General features: G+C 39.2%; 14 protein-coding genes and 2 tRNA genes. 3 read left to right on the forward strand and 13 right to left on the reverse strand.

Annotated features, from left to right (window positions below; translation table 11 throughout):
* Positions 1-73 precede the first annotated feature (73 nt).
* Positions 74-988: a lipid A hydroxylase LpxO gene (gene lpxO, locus B1202_RS10110; RefSeq protein WP_078190472.1), complete on the reverse strand. Its 915-nt coding sequence runs from the start codon at positions 986-988 to the stop codon at positions 74-76.
* A gap of 473 nt (positions 989-1,461) precedes the next feature.
* On the opposite strand from lpxO, the gene fadB reads away from it, so the two are divergent.
* Together fadB and fadA are read left to right on the forward strand one after the other, a co-directional pair.
* Positions 1,462-3,615 (forward strand): fatty acid oxidation complex subunit alpha FadB, encoded by a 2,154-nt coding sequence (gene fadB / locus B1202_RS10115; protein ID WP_078190473.1) that lies wholly within the window; start codon positions 1,462-1,464, stop codon positions 3,613-3,615.
* A 12-nt stretch (positions 3,616-3,627) separates the two neighbouring features.
* Positions 3,628-4,800, forward strand: a complete 1,173-nt coding sequence (fadA, locus tag B1202_RS10120) for an acetyl-CoA C-acyltransferase FadA (protein ID WP_078190474.1) — start codon at positions 3,628-3,630, stop codon at positions 4,798-4,800.
* A gap of 49 nt (positions 4,801-4,849) precedes the next feature.
* Here the strand turns inward: fadA and B1202_RS10125 are convergent, their stop codons facing one another.
* The 3 genes from B1202_RS10125 to tehB all read right to left on the reverse strand — a co-directional run bounded on the left by B1202_RS10125 (position 4,850) and on the right by tehB (position 9,789).
* On the reverse strand, positions 4,850-7,624 hold the full coding sequence (locus tag B1202_RS10125; RefSeq protein ID WP_078190475.1) for an ATP-dependent helicase: 2,775 nt from the start codon (positions 7,622-7,624) through the stop codon (positions 4,850-4,852).
* Complete coding sequence (locus B1202_RS10130) at positions 7,590-8,831, reverse strand: DNA cytosine methyltransferase (protein WP_078190476.1); 1,242 nt, start codon at positions 8,829-8,831, stop codon at positions 7,590-7,592. The genes B1202_RS10125 and B1202_RS10130 overlap by 35 nt, the downstream gene beginning before the upstream one ends.
* 79 nt (positions 8,832-8,910) lie before the next feature.
* Positions 8,911-9,789 (reverse strand): SAM-dependent methyltransferase TehB, encoded by an 879-nt coding sequence (gene tehB / locus B1202_RS10135; RefSeq protein WP_078190477.1) that lies wholly within the window; start codon positions 9,787-9,789, stop codon positions 8,911-8,913.
* A 296-nt stretch (positions 9,790-10,085) separates the two neighbouring features.
* Here tehB and B1202_RS10140 point away from each other — a divergent pair, with 296 nt between their 5' ends.
* Complete coding sequence (locus B1202_RS10140; protein WP_078190478.1) at positions 10,086-10,742, forward strand: hypothetical protein; 657 nt, start codon at positions 10,086-10,088, stop codon at positions 10,740-10,742.
* Positions 10,743-10,797: 55 nt separating this feature from the next.
* On the opposite strand, the gene B1202_RS10145 is transcribed toward B1202_RS10140, so the two are convergent.
* From B1202_RS10145 to B1202_RS10185, 9 genes are all read right to left on the reverse strand, one after another.
* Positions 10,798-12,159 carry a GGDEF domain-containing protein gene (locus B1202_RS10145; RefSeq protein ID WP_078190479.1) on the reverse strand — a complete coding sequence of 454 codons (1,362 nt, stop codon included), beginning with the start codon at positions 12,157-12,159 and terminating at the stop codon, positions 10,798-10,800.
* A 376-nt stretch (positions 12,160-12,535) separates the two neighbouring features.
* Positions 12,536-12,814, reverse strand: coding sequence for a hypothetical protein (locus B1202_RS10150; RefSeq protein WP_078190480.1), 279 nt, complete (start codon positions 12,812-12,814; stop codon positions 12,536-12,538).
* Between the two features lie 79 nt (positions 12,815-12,893).
* Positions 12,894-13,643 (reverse strand): hypothetical protein, encoded by a 750-nt coding sequence (locus tag B1202_RS10155; protein ID WP_078190481.1) that lies wholly within the window; start codon positions 13,641-13,643, stop codon positions 12,894-12,896.
* Positions 13,644-13,835: 192 nt separating this feature from the next.
* Positions 13,836-14,363, reverse strand: coding sequence for a hypothetical protein (locus tag B1202_RS10160; RefSeq protein ID WP_228145158.1), 528 nt, complete (start codon positions 14,361-14,363; stop codon positions 13,836-13,838).
* A gap of 193 nt (positions 14,364-14,556) precedes the next feature.
* Complete coding sequence (locus tag B1202_RS10165; protein ID WP_078190483.1) at positions 14,557-15,291, reverse strand: class I SAM-dependent methyltransferase; 735 nt, start codon at positions 15,289-15,291, stop codon at positions 14,557-14,559.
* 105 nt (positions 15,292-15,396) lie between these two features.
* Positions 15,397-16,122, reverse strand: coding sequence for a hypothetical protein (locus B1202_RS10170; RefSeq protein WP_078190484.1), 726 nt, complete (start codon positions 16,120-16,122; stop codon positions 15,397-15,399).
* Between the two features lie 30 nt (positions 16,123-16,152).
* A complete protein-coding gene (locus tag B1202_RS10175) occupies positions 16,153-16,593 on the reverse strand; it encodes a hypothetical protein (RefSeq protein ID WP_078190485.1) in 441 nt (146 codons plus the stop codon).
* Between the two features lie 152 nt (positions 16,594-16,745).
* Positions 16,746-16,821, reverse strand: a tRNA-Phe gene (locus tag B1202_RS10180).
* A 137-nt stretch (positions 16,822-16,958) separates the two neighbouring features.
* A tRNA-Phe gene (locus tag B1202_RS10185) sits at positions 16,959-17,034 on the reverse strand.
* Between the last annotated feature and the right edge of the window lie 96 nt (positions 17,035-17,130).

Below are 17,130 nucleotides of genomic sequence, written 5' to 3' on the forward strand. Positions count from 1 at the left end.
AACTGATATTTCGCTGACTGTCAGCATAAAAAAACGCCCCTAAGGGCGCATTTTTTCAATATTTATTCTACTTTTAAAATAAATATGGGCGTACAAAAATCAGGAAGAACAGCCCCAACATCAGGAACCACTTTAAAAAGTAATACAGTGAACGATTGGTTTTTTTCAAGGCTTTGGCTTTTATACGAATTTGATAGACATAGCCAAATACTTTATTTAGACCACCCGTTTTATCACCACTTTCATTGGGTGAACTCGCAGCAGTCATGACATTTTTACCAAACCAATGGTTAAAAGCTTCCATCCACTTTGACTTTAATGGCCGTTCAACGTCTGCAAAGAAAATGATCCGGTTCTGATCCGTTTTATTTTCAGCATAGTGAATATAGGTTTCATCAAACACCACACTCTCGCCGTCACGCCATGAGTACCGCTGACCATCGACATCAATAAAACAACGGTCGTCATTGGGCGTCAGTAAGCCCAAGTGATAACGCAATGAACCGGCATAGGGATCACGATGACGAACTAAACGACTGTCAGGCGCCAACTCAGTAAACATCGCGGCTTTAATCGTGGGTAAATTTTTTAACAAGGCCGTAGTTTTTGGGCAAAGTTCAGCAGCCGAAGGATGGGCTGAGTCATACCATTTTAAATAAAAGCGTTTCCAACCTGTTTTAAAAAACGAGTTAAATCCAAGGTCATCATAAGTACTCGATGCTTTGATGCCACCTTTTTCATATAAGGCCTTGGCTTCATCACGAATCATTTCCCAGTTTTCATCTAAGACTTTTAAATCTTTAAAATGCTGCGTGTCGATATAGGGTTGGCTCGGCACTTTTGAAAACATGTACATGAGAAAATTGATCGGTGCGAGCAATGTCGAATGATCAAAAAACTGACGATAAAATGAATGACGGACTTTACCGCGTTGCTGGATATAAAACGCAGAAATGACAAAGACCGCCAGGATAATCCACTTAATCATATGAGGACCTGGTGCTAATAAGCATTGTGCTTAATGAAAAATTAACTTTTTTGAGAACGCGGCGATTATAGCATAGTGCTCAGTGACGCCTAAATAAGCAGCATAGAACACTGTGTCTCAGCAAAGATGGATGACAATGGTAAAAGTGAATTGACCATTCTGCCGAAAAATACACTTGCTTTTTTCTTGAATTTTTCTTTCGCATCTCAATCTATAGCTTACATTTATAAAAAAATGTGAACTGAAACATAAGCTTCAACATATTTAATTAGAGCGATAGCGTTTAAAGGCAGATCCGAAGGCTATTTCCAAAAGAAATTTTGATGACCCTAGCGTCACGGCTTGATACAACTTGTTATGTTCTTTTTAGATATAGTTATCGTAAGATTAGCGAGGCATAAAGTGTACGCAGGAACCGCGTACTCGCTTCACAACATCAACTTAGAAGTCCTCCAAAATAAAGGAGATCAGGCATGATCCACGCTGGCAATGCCATTACCGTCCAAATGCTTTCGGACGGAATTGCAGAATTCCGCTTTGACTTACAAGGTGAGTCGGTCAACAAATTTAACCGCGCAACAATTGAAGATTTTAAAGCTGCAATTGACGCTGTTAAAGCAAACGGTGACATCAAAGGTTTAATCGTTACTTCAGGTAAATCTACATTTATCGTGGGTGCAGATATCACTGAATTCGGTGAAAACTTCGCTCAAGGCGAACAAGCGATTGTGGATTGGGCATTGCCTGTTCACGACATCTTCAATGCGTTTGAAGATCTAAACGTTCCTAAAGTTGCTGCAATCAATGGTATGGCATTGGGCGGCGGTTTTGAAATGTGCTTAGTGTGTGACTATCGTGTGATGTCAGAAGCTGCACAAGTTGGCCTTCCAGAAATCAAACTGGGTATCTACCCTGGTTTTGGTGGTACGGTTCGTTTAAGCCGTGTGATTGGTATCGACAATGCGGTTGAATGGATGGCAATGGCTGCACCGAAAAAGCCAGCTGCTGCGCTTAAAGACGGTGCTGTTGATGCGGTTGTTGCTGCAGACAAACTACAAGACGCTGCAATTGACCTTGTGAAACAAGCAATTGCTGGCCGTGTAGACTGGAAAGCAAAACGCCAAGAAAAATTAGATCCTGTTAAATTGAACATGCTTGAACAAATGATGGCATTCAATACAGCGAAAGGTGCAGTTCTTGCAAAAGCAAATCCTGCTCAATACCCAGCGCCAAAACTTCTTTTAGACTCATTACAAGCAGGTGCAAGCCTTCCACGTGATGAAGCATTGAAAATCGAAGCGCAAGGTTTTGCTAAAGCGGCTGTAACTCCACAAGCAGGTGCGTTAATTGGTTTATTCCTTAACGACCAAATTGTGAAGAAAACTTCGAAGAAATATGAAAAAGGTGCTCACCCTGTCAACCAAGCCGCTGTATTAGGCGCGGGTATCATGGGTGGTGGTATTGCTTACCAAGCGGCAAGCAAAGGCACACCAATCATCATGAAAGACATTGGTAACCCACAACTTGCTTTAGGTATGAAAGAAGCCAATGGCTTACTGACTAAACAAGTTGAACGTAAGAAAATGAAGCCTGCTCAAATGGGTGAAACTCTTGCGCGCATCCGTCCAACTTTAAGCTATGACGAGTTTAAAGAAGTGGACATCGTGATTGAAGCAGTAACAGAGAACCCGAAAGTAAAAGGTATCGTACTTGCTGAAACTGAGAAGAATGTTCGTGACAACACGATCATTGCTTCAAACACATCAACCATTTCAATCACTCGTTTGGCTGAAAACCTACAACGTCCTGAAAACTTTGTTGGTATGCACTTCTTTAACCCAGTTCACATGATGCCATTGGTTGAAGTGATCCGTGGTGAGAAGACGTCTGCTGAAGCGATTGCAACCACTGTAGTTCTTGCTCAGAAAATGGGTAAAACACCAATCGTGGTCAATGACTGCCCGGGCTTCTTGGTAAACCGCGTATTGTTCCCTTACTTCGGTGCATTTGACCTTCTACTGAAAGACGGTGCTGACTTCCAGCAAGTTGATAAAGTGATGGAAAAATTCGGCTGGCCAATGGGTCCTGCTTACCTCATCGACGTTGTGGGTATCGACACAGGCGTTCACGGTGCGGAAGTAATGGCGGAAGGTTTCCCTGACCGCATGAAGCCAGACTACAAAGGCGCAACTTTAACCATGTACGAAAACAAACGTCTTGGTCAAAAGAACGACGTTGGTTTCTACAAATACGAACTTGACCGTAAAGGTAAGAAAGCCAAAGTGGTTGATCCAGTGGCATACGAACTTGTGGCTTCTGTTGCAACTGCGGAAAAACGTGAATTTGATGCTCAAGAAATCATTGACCGTATGATGCTGACGTTCTGTAACGAAACTGTTCGTTGCCTAGAAGACAACATCGTAGCGACTGCTGCTGAAGCAGATATGGCGATGATCATGGGTGTAGGTTTCCCTCCATTCCGTGGTGGTCCATGCCGTTACATCGACCAAACAGGTGTCGCTGAATACGTAGCGCTTTGCGACAAATATGCGTATTTAGGTAAGGCTTATGAAGCGCCACAAATGTTGCGTGACATGGCTGCTAACAACAAAAAATTCTACGGTTAAGGAGCAACGTGAATGGCTACTTTAAATCCACGTGACGTTGTCATCGTTGATGGCGTACGTTCAGCAATGGGTAAAACCAAAAATGGTATGTTCCGTAACGTACGTGCTGACAGCTTATCTGCTGAATTAGTACGCGCGCTTGTTGCTCGTAACCAGTTTGATACCAATGAAGTTGAAGACGTAATCTGGGGCTGTGTAAACCAAACCCTAGAGCAAGGTATGAACATTGGTCGTAACATTGCATTGTTAGCAGACCTACCACGTACTGTTGCAGGTCAAACGGTTAACCGTCTTTGTGGTTCTTCTATGCAAGCAATCCACACAGCGGCTGCGCAAATTGCATCCAACCAAGGTGATATCTTCATCATTGGTGGTGTAGAGCACATGGGTCACGTTGGCATGATGCACGGCATCGACATCAACCCAGAAGCGTCTAAGCACTATGCAAAAGCGTCTAACATGATGGGCTTAACGGCTGAAATGTTAGGTCGTATGAACGGTATTTCGCGTGAAGAACAAGATGCGTTTGGTGTTGAATCACACCGCCGTGCTTGGGCTGCAACACAAGAAGGTCGTTTCAAAAATGAAATCGTGGGCGTTGAAGGCCACGATGCAAATGGTTTCAAAATCCTGTGCGATATCGATGAAGTGATTCGTCCTGATGCAAACCTTGAAGCGTTCCAATCGTTACGTCCAGTATTCGATCCGAAAGGCGGTACGGTAACAGCTGCGACATCTTCAGCTTTGTCTGATGGTGCTTCTGCAATGTTGCTGATGTCTGCTGAACGTGCTCAAGCTTTAGGTCTTAAGCCACGTGCTGTGATTCGTTCTATGGCAGTTGCAGGCTGTGACGCTGCGATCATGGGTTATGGTCCTGTACCAGCAACTCAAAAAGCGCTTAAACGTGCTGGCTTGTCAATTGCTGATATTCAAACGTTTGAATTGAACGAAGCGTTCGCAGCACAAGGTTTGTCTGTTCTTAAAGGCTTAGGCATTTATGACCAACAAGACCGTGTGAACTTGAACGGTGGTGCAATTGCATTGGGTCACCCATTGGGTTGTTCTGGTGCGCGTATTACTACAACGTTGTTGAACGTAATGGAACAGCAAGATACACAAATCGGTCTTGCGACGATGTGTATCGGTCTTGGGCAAGGTATCGCGACGATTATCGAACGTGTTTAAGTTTTAAACACATAACCAAAAGAAAACCCCGCTTATTGCGGGGTTTCTTTTATTGTATTGCACTACAAACACAAGATGGATCTGTACATACCTTATTTAAATCATCATTTTTAATTTTAAAACCTGCCTGAGTTATCTCATATTGAGCATTAATCAATAATTGATCATCAATCAGAGTGTTGATAGGAGTTTGTGTTTCCAAATCATAGATTTGTGTAAAGTCCGCCTTTTTGCCTGTTAATTCTTTATAGCCAATAGCATACAGAATTAACTGTTTTTGAATAATCTCTTGTTTTAAAAGACGATCTATTACATTCCCTGAATCTAATTTAGATTTAAAATCGACAATATAAATTTTTTCGTTATACGCATCATCTTTCTGAATAACTAGATCAATACGCCCACTAACAATAAGACCTTCTGCTAAATCAAAAACAATATCTTTTTCTGCAAATTCAATTTTTTCAAAATTATTATAGTTTTGATCATAATAATCATGAAGAATATTCAAGGCTCTCAGTCTCATAGCCTCTTTTGTCTTAGGAATAGCATATGGGAAATTAATATGTTTTTCTAAAATAGTAGATATTTCTTCTCTAGTTGGTTTGATTCCATCAATAGCCTTTTTATGGATTTCCATCAAACTATCATGTAAGGATTTACCAAAGCCAATTCTAGCTTCTAAAGGCTCTTTAAACCCATAACATGTATAATATTTAAATGCATAAGGACACTTAAAATAAGATTCTAAAATAGAGAAGTTTAAGATCATAGCATCCAACTCAAGTCGATCTTTCAACTCTGCTTGTTCTCTAGCTTTAAAATCATAAGTTGTAGTAGAAAAAATATACTGATTTTGTCTTAATAACTGAACGAAAGTGGATGGTTTTTTATCATGATTACTTGATTCAGATGGAGAGCATGAGACAAATAAGAATTTTTTAGATCTTGTAATAGCTACATAAAGAAGTCTTAACTCATCTTCTAATGTTCCTTCATATCTTTCATAATTTTTAATAACACTAGTATCAATTAGATGAGATACTTTGACTCCACCAGCCTTTTTACTCGGAAAATAATTGGTATTCAAACGAGGTATATACACAACTGGCCACTCTAGCCCCTTAGACTGATGAATAGAAGTAATTGTGACAGCATTAATTGCTATATTTGTTTTATTTAACCATCCTTCTGGATAAATATCTTTTGCTGTATATTTAAGAAAATTTAAGAAGCCTTTGAGTTTAAATACTGGATCATCTTTAAAATTAATTGTCTCAAAATCTTGAATTATTTGAGAAAACATTCCTAAGTTATAAAATGCTACCTCCCCTTTAGGGATGTTATTTACTTTATATTCACCAAAACTGCTTTCTTTTAGATCTATATTTTCTCTAAAATTTTTAAATATTCTTTGTAAATTAAAATATTCATACCAATCACCTGATTTAGGCACACTTTTTATTAATTCAGCAACTCCATATTTAATTTTATCTAAGTCTAAATAGGGGCATAATTTTATCCAATAATTTTCAAGCTCTTGTATTACTACCGTATCATTCGGATTTAAAAGAGTTTCAAAAATTTTAACACAACATATCACTTCTTCTTGTTCAAAGAGCTGATTAACTCCAGTTACAACAAATGGTATTCCAGCCTCATTTAAAGTATTCGCAATCTCTGTTGCTGGTTTCCATTTTCTTAATAATATACAGATATCACCATAATCTATTCCTCTAGATTCACTATCAGATTTATCTTTAAACTCACTCCCTATTAATGATTGTATATTTTGTATTAAATATTGATTCTCTTTTTTTCTACTTGAAAACTCATTTATTTGAAGATCACCCTCCTCATAGAATTGATGGCTAGAATGAATCATATTTTTAGACAACCGATTTTCTATTTTATCAGTCACTATTGATGCTAATCCCAATATACCTTGAGAACTTCTAAAATTATCGTCCAAACAAATTGTTAAAACTTCACCATATTTTTCATACTTCTCTTTAAATTCTAAAATATTTGCAACATTGCTTCCACGCCACTGATATATAGTTTGATCGTCATCACCTACAACACATATGTTTGCACCTAAGCTACATATATTCTCAATAATCATTTCTTGTAAGTGATTTACATCTTGATATTCATCTACAATAAGGTATTTAATTTTGTCCCTGATTTTTTTTCTTACGTCATCTTTCCCTAATTCTTTATAAAAACTTGTAAGTATCATTCCAAAATCTAAATAATTATTTTCCTTTAATACTCTCTCATAATCTTTTACTACTTCTAATAAATTTTTATCAATAACAGCATTTTCAACAAAATCTGCTTCTCGGAACATCGATATCATCGATAAAAAAATACTGGTATCTGTGAAGATCTTTAAAGGTCTAATCCCTTTAGAAGTAGTGCTATTGAGTCTATTAATACCTATTTTATTAAAATTTTTATCAACAAATATTTTAAGTTTTATATCATCTAATATTTCATATTTCTGGAATCCATAAACTTCATCTTTCAAAAAGTGTAGACACCAAGAGTGTATAGTTCCAATATATAGTTCAGCCATCCCCTGTATAGAACCTAATTGATCTCTTGATAACTTAAGTACTCTATTTTTTAGTTCAGCAGCTGCTTTCTCCGTATATGTAAAAGCTACTATCTCTGAGGGTCTTGTATTATTTCGTAATAAATTTACTATACGCTGAGCTATAGTTTGTGTCTTTCCCGAACCTGCTACTGCTATAATATGTAAATGTTTATTTATATCTATAGTTTCAATAGCTTCCGTCTGGGCTTTTGTGAAATTCATCTAATTTTCCTTCAGTAAATAATTCTAAATTTTTTCGTATTTCTAATGCAATTGCTTTCGCTAATAATGGTGGTACAGCATTACCTACTAATGTGTATTGAGGTGTTTCCTGCTTTCTTAGAATCCCACCCGTCGTTCTTTTTCCTAAAAACTCAAAACTGTCATCAAAAGACTGTAAACGCGCTAATTCACGAACCGTCAAAATTCTATTCTTGGAGTAATGAACCATATCATCAGGTAAGGTTAACACCGTTGGAGATGGTTCATTTGGTAGCATACGGCGACAATTATGTTTGCGAGTCTTATAACGCTCTTGTTGTTCTTCAGATAAATTATTATATATTTTTTTAAAATCATCGCCTGGGGAAAGTAATCCAAATCTTTCCATTACAAGCGAAGTATGTTTGCTTGTTTCATGATTAGCCAATTTCTTACTTTTGACTTTTTTTCCTTTTGAATTAAGAGTACGCCCAGCTTTTGAATCAATTTGATAATTAGACTCTGCTTGATTTTTATACTCTTCAATTTTTGAACCAATTTCTATATGCTCTAAATCAGAAAGAGCATCTCTAGCAGTGATTTTTTGAGATTTTAAAGGTTCAGGATGCACCAGTTGTATGTTGATATCATCACGTGTCCCTAAAAAGATCACACGCTTTCTTCGTTGTGGGACACCATAATCACTTGCATCTAGAGTTTTAATAACAACATTTTCGTAACCAATTTCTGCAAACTCTTTCAAAAGAACCTTAGTTACTAATTCATTTTCATAACTTTGAGTTTGACCTTGATATACAGAAAATTTTGCAGACAAAATACCTGTGACATTTTCCATCACAAAATACTTAGGCTGTACTTGTTTTAGAATACTAATATAACTACGAACAAGCTGATTTCTTAAATCATCAGGGTTTCTTTTTCCTGCCATACTAAACCCCTGGCAAGGCGGCCCACCACAAATAACATCTATATTAAAAAAATCTTTTCCTAAAAATTCTCTTAATTTTTTTTCTTCAGCTAGTTCTTGTACATCACCACAAAAATAATCAAGTTTGTAACCCAACTGTTCTCTATGACGATATTCATATGTCAATGCAGCTTGAGGACTTCTATCCGATGCAAAAGGGATGTCAAAGCCAGCTTGAAGAAAACCTTCAGCCATTCCCCCTGCACCCGAAAACAAATCTAAGACCTGATAACGCTTCATAGATAAAATTTATAAAATAACCCAGCCTAATTCTATCGAATATAACCTAGGTTATATATATTTCATAAAAAATATAATGCTACTCAATTATCCTCTGCGCCAGCAAAGTCGCAAAATGCTGTTTAATCCGCTTCCCTTCTGCATCCACCCGATGTAACTCCCCGACATTTTCATTGTATTTCACAATGTTCCAGCCTTCATACAACGCACTTAACTCCCCTGCTTTAAAGCTAAATGGAAAGTCAGGCTGCGCAGGCAGATCAGGCGTATCCATCGCACAGACAATCAAATTATAGCCATTGATATTTGTAGCTTGCTGCATCTGTTGAATCAGAGCCTTGACTGTCTTGGCCTCTAAAAACATCATCACCACGGTACAGCAAATAAAGTCGTATGTTCCTGTAATGCTTGGGTCAGCGTTTAGATCACGCTGCTGTACATGAATATTTTCAATGCCTTCCGCAGCGATCACCTCTTGCAGCTTATGCAAACTGTGTGGATTGACATCCCAAGCATCCACCTCAAAACGCTGCTCAGACAACTGACTTAAATACAGCGAATTACGCCCCTGCCCACAGCCGACATCCAAAGCTCGACCACCTTGCAAGTATGGTGTTGCTGCCAAAATCTCTGAATGTGTTGGGCTGAGTTGATACTTCTTATAAAAATAGTCCTGTGCTAAGCAATAAAAACTCAACTGACATTGCACATCGTCACTCGCAGAGACAATCTTGTGCCACGCCTGCGGTTCTATAAACGGTGGTGGCTGGTCTGGACTAAATACATGCATCGAAAGGACATTTCCAGACGCATCTAGCATGGCAAAGTTCACTTCACCTTGTAGTACGGTAAGTTTTGCCCATGTGCCTGCTTTGGTATTGTGCTGTTGTTTAAAACCTTGCGGAATCGACTGCTGTGTCCACACAGGGAGCTGTTTATAACAAATAAGCTGCTGCATCTGACGTTATCCCTCATGTGACGCTATTTTATGCCATACCTATGGCGGAAATGTATATTCACCATAACGGCTTTAATAGTGATTTTAAATTAGCTTTGAATTGAAAATTTCGAATGCTGTGCAATGCTCGCTGTTTTTGTTTGTTTTTCTGCGTTACACCATGTTATCCGTTTGTAACATTGGTGGAATATTCACACAATCAAATCCCTTACTCTGTGCCGTGTAACCTAAGCGCTGTTGATAAGGCATAAAATTTACAATGCCTTATTTTAACTAAGTTTTATAGAGTGATGACTATGAACGCGATCAAAACTACTTTAGCTGTTGCTTTAGTTGCTGCTACAACTTCTGCTATGGCAACTACTGCTGTAGAACAAAAACCTGCGACTGCTGTTGAAGCTGTAAAAGCTCAAGCTGCACAAGCGAAAACTGCAACTGTAGCTGCTGCTCAAGCAACTAAAGATGCTGCTAAAACTCAAGTGGCTGTTGCAGAAAAAGCAACTCAAACTAAAACTTTAACAGTGAAAGAAACCACTAAAGCAAAAACTGCTGACATGAAAAAAGCAGTTGTAGAAAAAGCAGCAGCAACTAAAGAAACTGCAGTTGTAGAAAAAGCAGCAGCAACTAAAGAAACTGCAGTTGCAGCAAAAGATGCAACTGTAGCAAAAACTGTAGCGGCTAAAGACGCTGTTGTTACGAACACTGTTGCAGCAAAAGACGCGACTGTAGCAAAAACTGTAGCAACTAAAGACGCTGTTGTTGCAAAAACAGTTGAAGCAAAAGATGCAGCTGTAGAAAAAGCAACTGATGCAAAAGAAACTGTTGAAACTAAAACTGAAGAAGTAAAAGCTGAAGCGAAAAAAGACTGCGCTAAAAAATGTGCAGAGAAAAAAGCTGAAGCAGCAAAAGCTGAGAAAAAAGGTTTCTTTTCTTGGTTCAAAAAAGCAGCTTAATCGTTGATTAAATGCTAAAAAAAGATGCCTTCACGGCATCTTTTTTTATGCCCATTTAGACTGCAATACTGCTTTCTGCCAACGGAATAATCTTCTGATAAACAAACTGATTTTTCCCTTGTGATTTCGCCTGATATAGGCAGGCATCGACATGCTGTAAAGTCGTGGAGTAATTGGACAAACTCAACTGTTGAAACTCGGCCAAGCCCATACTAAAGCTGACATCTAGCCTTAATTGATCTTTTCGAAACGGCACATGTTCGCAGCGTTCCAAAATCGTTTCACACAACATTTTACCCTGTTCCAAATCGGCACCTTCGAGCAGAATTAAAAATTCTTCACCACCCCAACGACTAATAAAACTCGCGCGTGGACTACAATTTTTTAAGATTTTTGCCAAATGCACCAAAACACTGTCCCCCATTTGGTGTCCATATTGGTCATTAATTTTTTTAAAATTATCGACATCGAGCAAAATGACACAGCCTTTATCAACCGCACCCTCTATAAATATTTGTTCTTTAAAAGCATGGCGATTTTTCAGCCCCGTCAACTCATCGCAAAAACTTACACGTTGCAAAGCCAAATACAGGCGTTTATTTCGTGCATACAGCTCACAAATAAACAGAAAAATGATCAAATAAATACCCAATGCTAAACGATAAGAACTGATCCGCGAGAGCATATGTACCTGTGCATCCGACCAATATTCCCCAGCCAATGGCATGGCACCAAACCAGCCACAGATCAACGTCATTAAGCCAATCAGCCAGCAAAAGGTTTTGAGGTCGTATTTAATTGCGTAATAACACATCAATAAAGGCAAGACCATGCAGGCATAGAAGATCTGATCATTTGAGATCACATATTGGACGGCCAGCGCCACGATCAGATAGCCATAATCCATCCACGGCACATTCATCCAGCGCTGAACACCAAATAATAAACACACCACAGCCAAACTTGTTGCAAATTGCTCTAGAAAATAATCAACAAAGGCAAAGTACTGGTTATCCATCTGAAAGCACGCCACGAACAATAGACTGCCTGCAAAAGCACCCACGATACTCGGAACAGTTAGCATCAGGGTTCGCTTAAAGCGGCGTTTTTTTAAATGGCTCAGCGCTAAATAGGCTTTAATAAATACCCAAATCTGAAATGCCGAAATCGCACACAGGAGAAATTTATCTTCTAAGATTTTGGCAGGATCGACCATCAGCGAAGCCACAAAGATCGCACTAAAAGCATAGAGCACGATCAGTAAATCGTGGCTTAAATGCTTCCGCATTAAAATCATGCCATAGGCCGCGAATGCATTTACCACCCAAACAGGGCTAATGAATAATTCATAGGTATAGCCTATCGACACCAATGAAACCGCACATATGGCAAGCCATAGCAGTATTAATTTTTTCATACGCTAAAAAAATCGTCTCTAAAAATGGCGATAAACCTTTCATTCAAAGCCAATCGGTCTAAGGTTAGAATGTTTGCAAGTTCAATACAGCTCAGCTTCTTATGAGTTATGGGCTGCTGGCTAAAAATTTATGTTTAAATTTTCGGCGTATTTTAAGTGATTTAAGTCACACTATTGGTTGATAGTTGTATTAAATTTGCAATTTAAACAATCGAAGACTGTTTTAAAGCCAATGTTTTTTGCGTTATTCATGCTAGTTCGGAACTCAGTTCCCAAAATGATGCTCGATAGCAACAAAAAAGCCATCCGCTAAAGGATGGCTTTCAATTGCATAACATGTCTCGAAGCTGTGCTGAATAATTTGAATGAAAAGGACTTATTTTAATATTTGTAATTGTTCCATCAACCAAGCCATGTATTTATCTTGATCCATAAAGTCAGGTGCCGTCCCTGTATCCAAACTATAAAATTGTTGATTAAATTCAATCACAATCTGTTCAGTCAGATGCCAATCTTCAATCATGCGAAAATACTGACTGAAGAAAAAACGGTTCTTGCCCCAATTGTTTAAACTTTCCAAACGTGGATATTGGCGGTTCGCGATAAAGTCGATATAGACCTGCTGAATATCATCAAAAATCTGAATAGCTCGCATGAGCATGGACCTCTATATGATGTAAAACCCTGCTATAAGCCACTTTATCGCGCAAATTTGAAAGAGTGATGACAGTCAGTTAAAGCTTTTGTTTCAACTCTGAACGGTTCTTTTGGCGGATCTCATCCATTTGCGCATTGAGCGCTAACATCTCTGTATAAAGCTGATTAAACTGCTTTAAAGGCGCATCTTCATAGAACATAAATAATTTATTTTTCTTTTCCCATTTATTGGCTTTCAGCACAGCAAAGATCTCATCAGCCTTCGCCAAGCTTTGCTTTTCTAACTCAAATAAAGCATGCGACTCATCACTATCACGACTGTCTCTTAAACTCTGGGCAATTTGCTGACGAAACACCTGTTTGACCGCCAACTGTTTGGCCTGTGCTAAACCATTTTCCTCTTGCTGTGTGGTTTTTTGTTCATAAGCATCGACCACAGCATGCACCTGTTGCAGCATTTGCTCAGTCTCTTGATATTGGTTTTTTTTATCTTGCAACAAGCGATCGATGTCGAGAAATTTATCCCAATTCAGTGCTTTAAGATCACGAATATATTGATTCCGCGCTTCTGCACGCTGCAGCATTTGGCTCAAAATAAAATCCGACATGATTTTATAATCACCCGTTAGCCGTGCATCTGTCACATTGAGTTGTATCGGCTCTTCCCAGTGCTGAGCTTGCTGAAAAATTTGCTCGGTTTTTTCACGCAAAACCGTTTCATAGGTCGAGAGTTGCACAGCTTCTTTTTGCTGTACTGAATATTGATAAAACATCCATCCAAAGACCAATACCGTAGCACTGGCCAAGACAACAAAGATACGCGGCATAATGAGCTCCGAATGCCCTTTTATTCAGTTTAACCAAAAGTTTGAAGATTGACGATAAAATAGCCATGCTTTTTAAGAAGGCTATTTGAAAACATCAATGTAAATAGACTTAAATTGCGCATATCATCAAAACGAAAATTCATGGATAAAACATGAATTTTCGCCTTCAATTTACTGTAGAGATGTATTCGATTATGGGGTCTTAATCGGATTGGTATTTAACTGACGGTCAATATTTCCGAGATTGATCTGCTCACGACTGATTTGCACATTGGTCGCATTACGGTCTATCCCAAAGGGTTGCAACATAATATATAAACCATTGCGTGGGTCAGAAGACTGCAAACCTGCGGCAATATCTAAAACATGCTGCTGCATCAAAGGTGATAAATTCGACATATCAGGCACGGCTGTCGCAGGCAAGACATCTACATTTGACACGATTGTTGCATCAACACCTTTGTTTTGCGTATCGCGCTCAAGTTGCATCACCCGTTGCTGTAAGGCTTTACGGCGATCCACCTGCTCTTGATACTCAACAATGCCCGTCTCTGCACGCATTTCACGCTCTGCCATAATGGTTAAAGCAGGCATCTGAATGGCTTGTTGTTCGGTATCCTCAGCTTTTGTAGTGGCTTTTTCCGCAGCCAAAGTATTCATAGCCGTCATTGCTGCACTAACAAAAACCAAAACGGAAACAGATTTAGGGAGATTCATCATGTTCATTCCGAGAGATTTAAAAATAGAAAATTGAAAAAATTTACACTGCCTTTATTGTACAACAATTAATCAATTCACTAGATTTAACCCCGACAAACGGCAGGATAGTACAGCTAGTTTAAACCTCACGTTGCTCATTCCAGATTTGAGATATCAACCTATGCCGATCTGCTTTGCCGCTGCTTTTTCTTTTTTATACGGTCCCGATTCTTAACAGCACAGGAAATGACAAAGCAAACTCTTGCTGCGGATGACGGCTAAAGAAATCGTGCAAAGCTGCACACGGTTGAAGTGTCGGGTGTTGCTGTTGATAGTGTTTAAGCCCAGACCATGTTTGCAGATAGTCTAAAATTTGCTGTGAACGCCACCTGTAATTTAAAAACAGCTGAGGTGTCGCTAACTCCTGAAATGGAAACGGAATACTGCGATATTCTTCGTCGATGTAACGACGTTCAGCATCCCAATAGCCCTTTAACGTGACAAAATACAGATCATGTAAAAGCTGGTTCAATTCCGCGTGTTCAAATTGAATCAGACCATAGCCCACAATGGCAATGTGACCTTGAGGTTTCAAAACGCGTCGTACTTCTGCATAAAAGGCAGTAAAATCAAACCAATGAATCGCTTGCGCGACTGTGATTAAATCTACTGAATGGTCTGCAAGCGGACAATGTTCTGCGCTGGCTTGCTCATAACGCACATTGTCTAAATTGGGTGCTTGGGCCAATTGTTCGGTACTCAGATCTGTCGCTAAAACCTGTTGAAAATAGGGTGCCAAACCTTTGGTAAATTGACCTGAACCTGCACCGCAGTCCCATGCCAGTTCACGCAGGGCAACATGCTGCAAGATGCTATCGACGACTTCAGCAGAATAACTTGGACGTGCTTGTTGATACAGCGCACTCCCTGTAGAGAAAAGGTCTTTCATTGTAGGAATTCATTGGTTGTTTTTTATCAGTTTAATCGAATTTTTAGGGTAGGAAGCTAGCACTTAAGTCATAGCTTCAGCGATAAAATTTGAGCTTCAAAATATTTACTCAATCACATGCTGTATATAAAAACTGGTCTGTGCAATCGGGCTTAATTGATCATTCATTTGATAATATTTCACATCATAATGACCAGTTTTCCATCCAGTCATAGGATAGAAACTCACCCAGTTTTGTTGCTGTTGCTCACTAACTTTGCGTGGCGTAAAGAGCAGCACTTCACCGCTATCACGATGCGTCCAACGCACCATGACTTGCATATTGTTTGGAACTTTACCCATGGTATCAAAATGTGCATACAACGGCTGTGTGACATAGATTTCACGAGGTAAAACTTGATCTACATTTGTCTGTGATTGATCTGTCACATAGGCCTGCCCAGCCAATCGCTGCTGCGGATCATTTTTAGCTTGCAGAAACTCGTCTAACATCTGCTGCGCAAATTGTTGCTTATTTTGAATCCCTGTAAAACTGTAATTGGGAAATGCCTGCTGTAAATATCGCCCCAATTGTTGATCTGAAGTCTGCTGAATAATGCTCTTTAGCTGACGATGTTGGCCTTTGAGTTGTTGCTGTATATCTTTAGAATGAGGCTGATCCGAGGCATCTTGATCTAAAGCCAAGAGTGCCACAGGATTATTCGTCGCCAAAGAGACACGCGAGTGCTCAGGTGGCGGCGACGTCAAGCTTGGTTGGTCATTCCACGATGCCGCAATATAGCCCAGTGCAAAACAGAGCAGTCCAAGCGCCGCATATTGAAGTCGCTTCAACTGTCACTCCACGAACCTATGTTCATTTGATTAAAAGCCACAGCGGAGCACTTCTGTGCCGACAATATACTCACCAGAGCTCATCGTCGTACCCGTATTAATCACCTGATTTAAGCTAAAGTTAGATCCAACTTTTAATTTAAGCAGACCATTATCACATGCTGCAGTTATTCTGCTGCCCGATTTCATATTGGATACACAGCCCGTTTTGGTCACGGCAAAAATTGTTTGCCCTGCGGAAATACTGGTGCTGCATGATGCTGTGATTATTTTATCGAGCGATGATTCACAAGAAGAACAATTGCCATTATCACAAAGCGCTGCTGCATTTTCACTTTTACATTCATAGGTCACACCATTTTGAATAATGGTTTTAGAATAGGAAGAATCGACATTACTGCCGCCCCCGCCACCACATGCGCTTAGCAAGACACTCATGCCGATCAAAACAGGAAATAATATTTTTTTCATAACCTTAACCCTTATTTTTTAATAATTTTCTAATAGCCATTGGGCTCATCATCTGGCATCGATTGTATCAGTTAAACTGTGCGAAATATCAACAACTAAAAAACAACAGGCAAAAAAAAACCTCAAACAATGGTTTGAGGTTTTTTCGAATATGGTGGCGAGACCCAGGATCGAACTGGGGACACACGGATTTTCAATCCGTTGCTCTACCTACTGAGCTATCACGCCGATGCGGTGTATTAAGCCGTATCTCAGTTAATTAGTCAATCATATTTATAAAAATATTTTTCGTGTGCATATTTTTTAGGCAAAAAAAATCCCTGATGGGATCAGGGATTGATAAACTGAAAAATCAGTTTTGAATATGGTGGCGAGACCCAGGATCGAACTGGGGACACACGGATTTTCAATCCGTTGCTCTACCTACTGAGCTATCACGCCGATGGGGCGTATTAAACAATTTCAGTCTCATGGCGTCAAGCATCTGTTGCGCTTTTTTGTGCAAATGTTTATTTTTAAATCAATATTTCACATTAT

It is taken from the genome of Acinetobacter amyesii (assembly GCF_002018365.1).
GTDB lineage: Bacteria > Pseudomonadota > Gammaproteobacteria > Pseudomonadales > Moraxellaceae > Acinetobacter > Acinetobacter amyesii.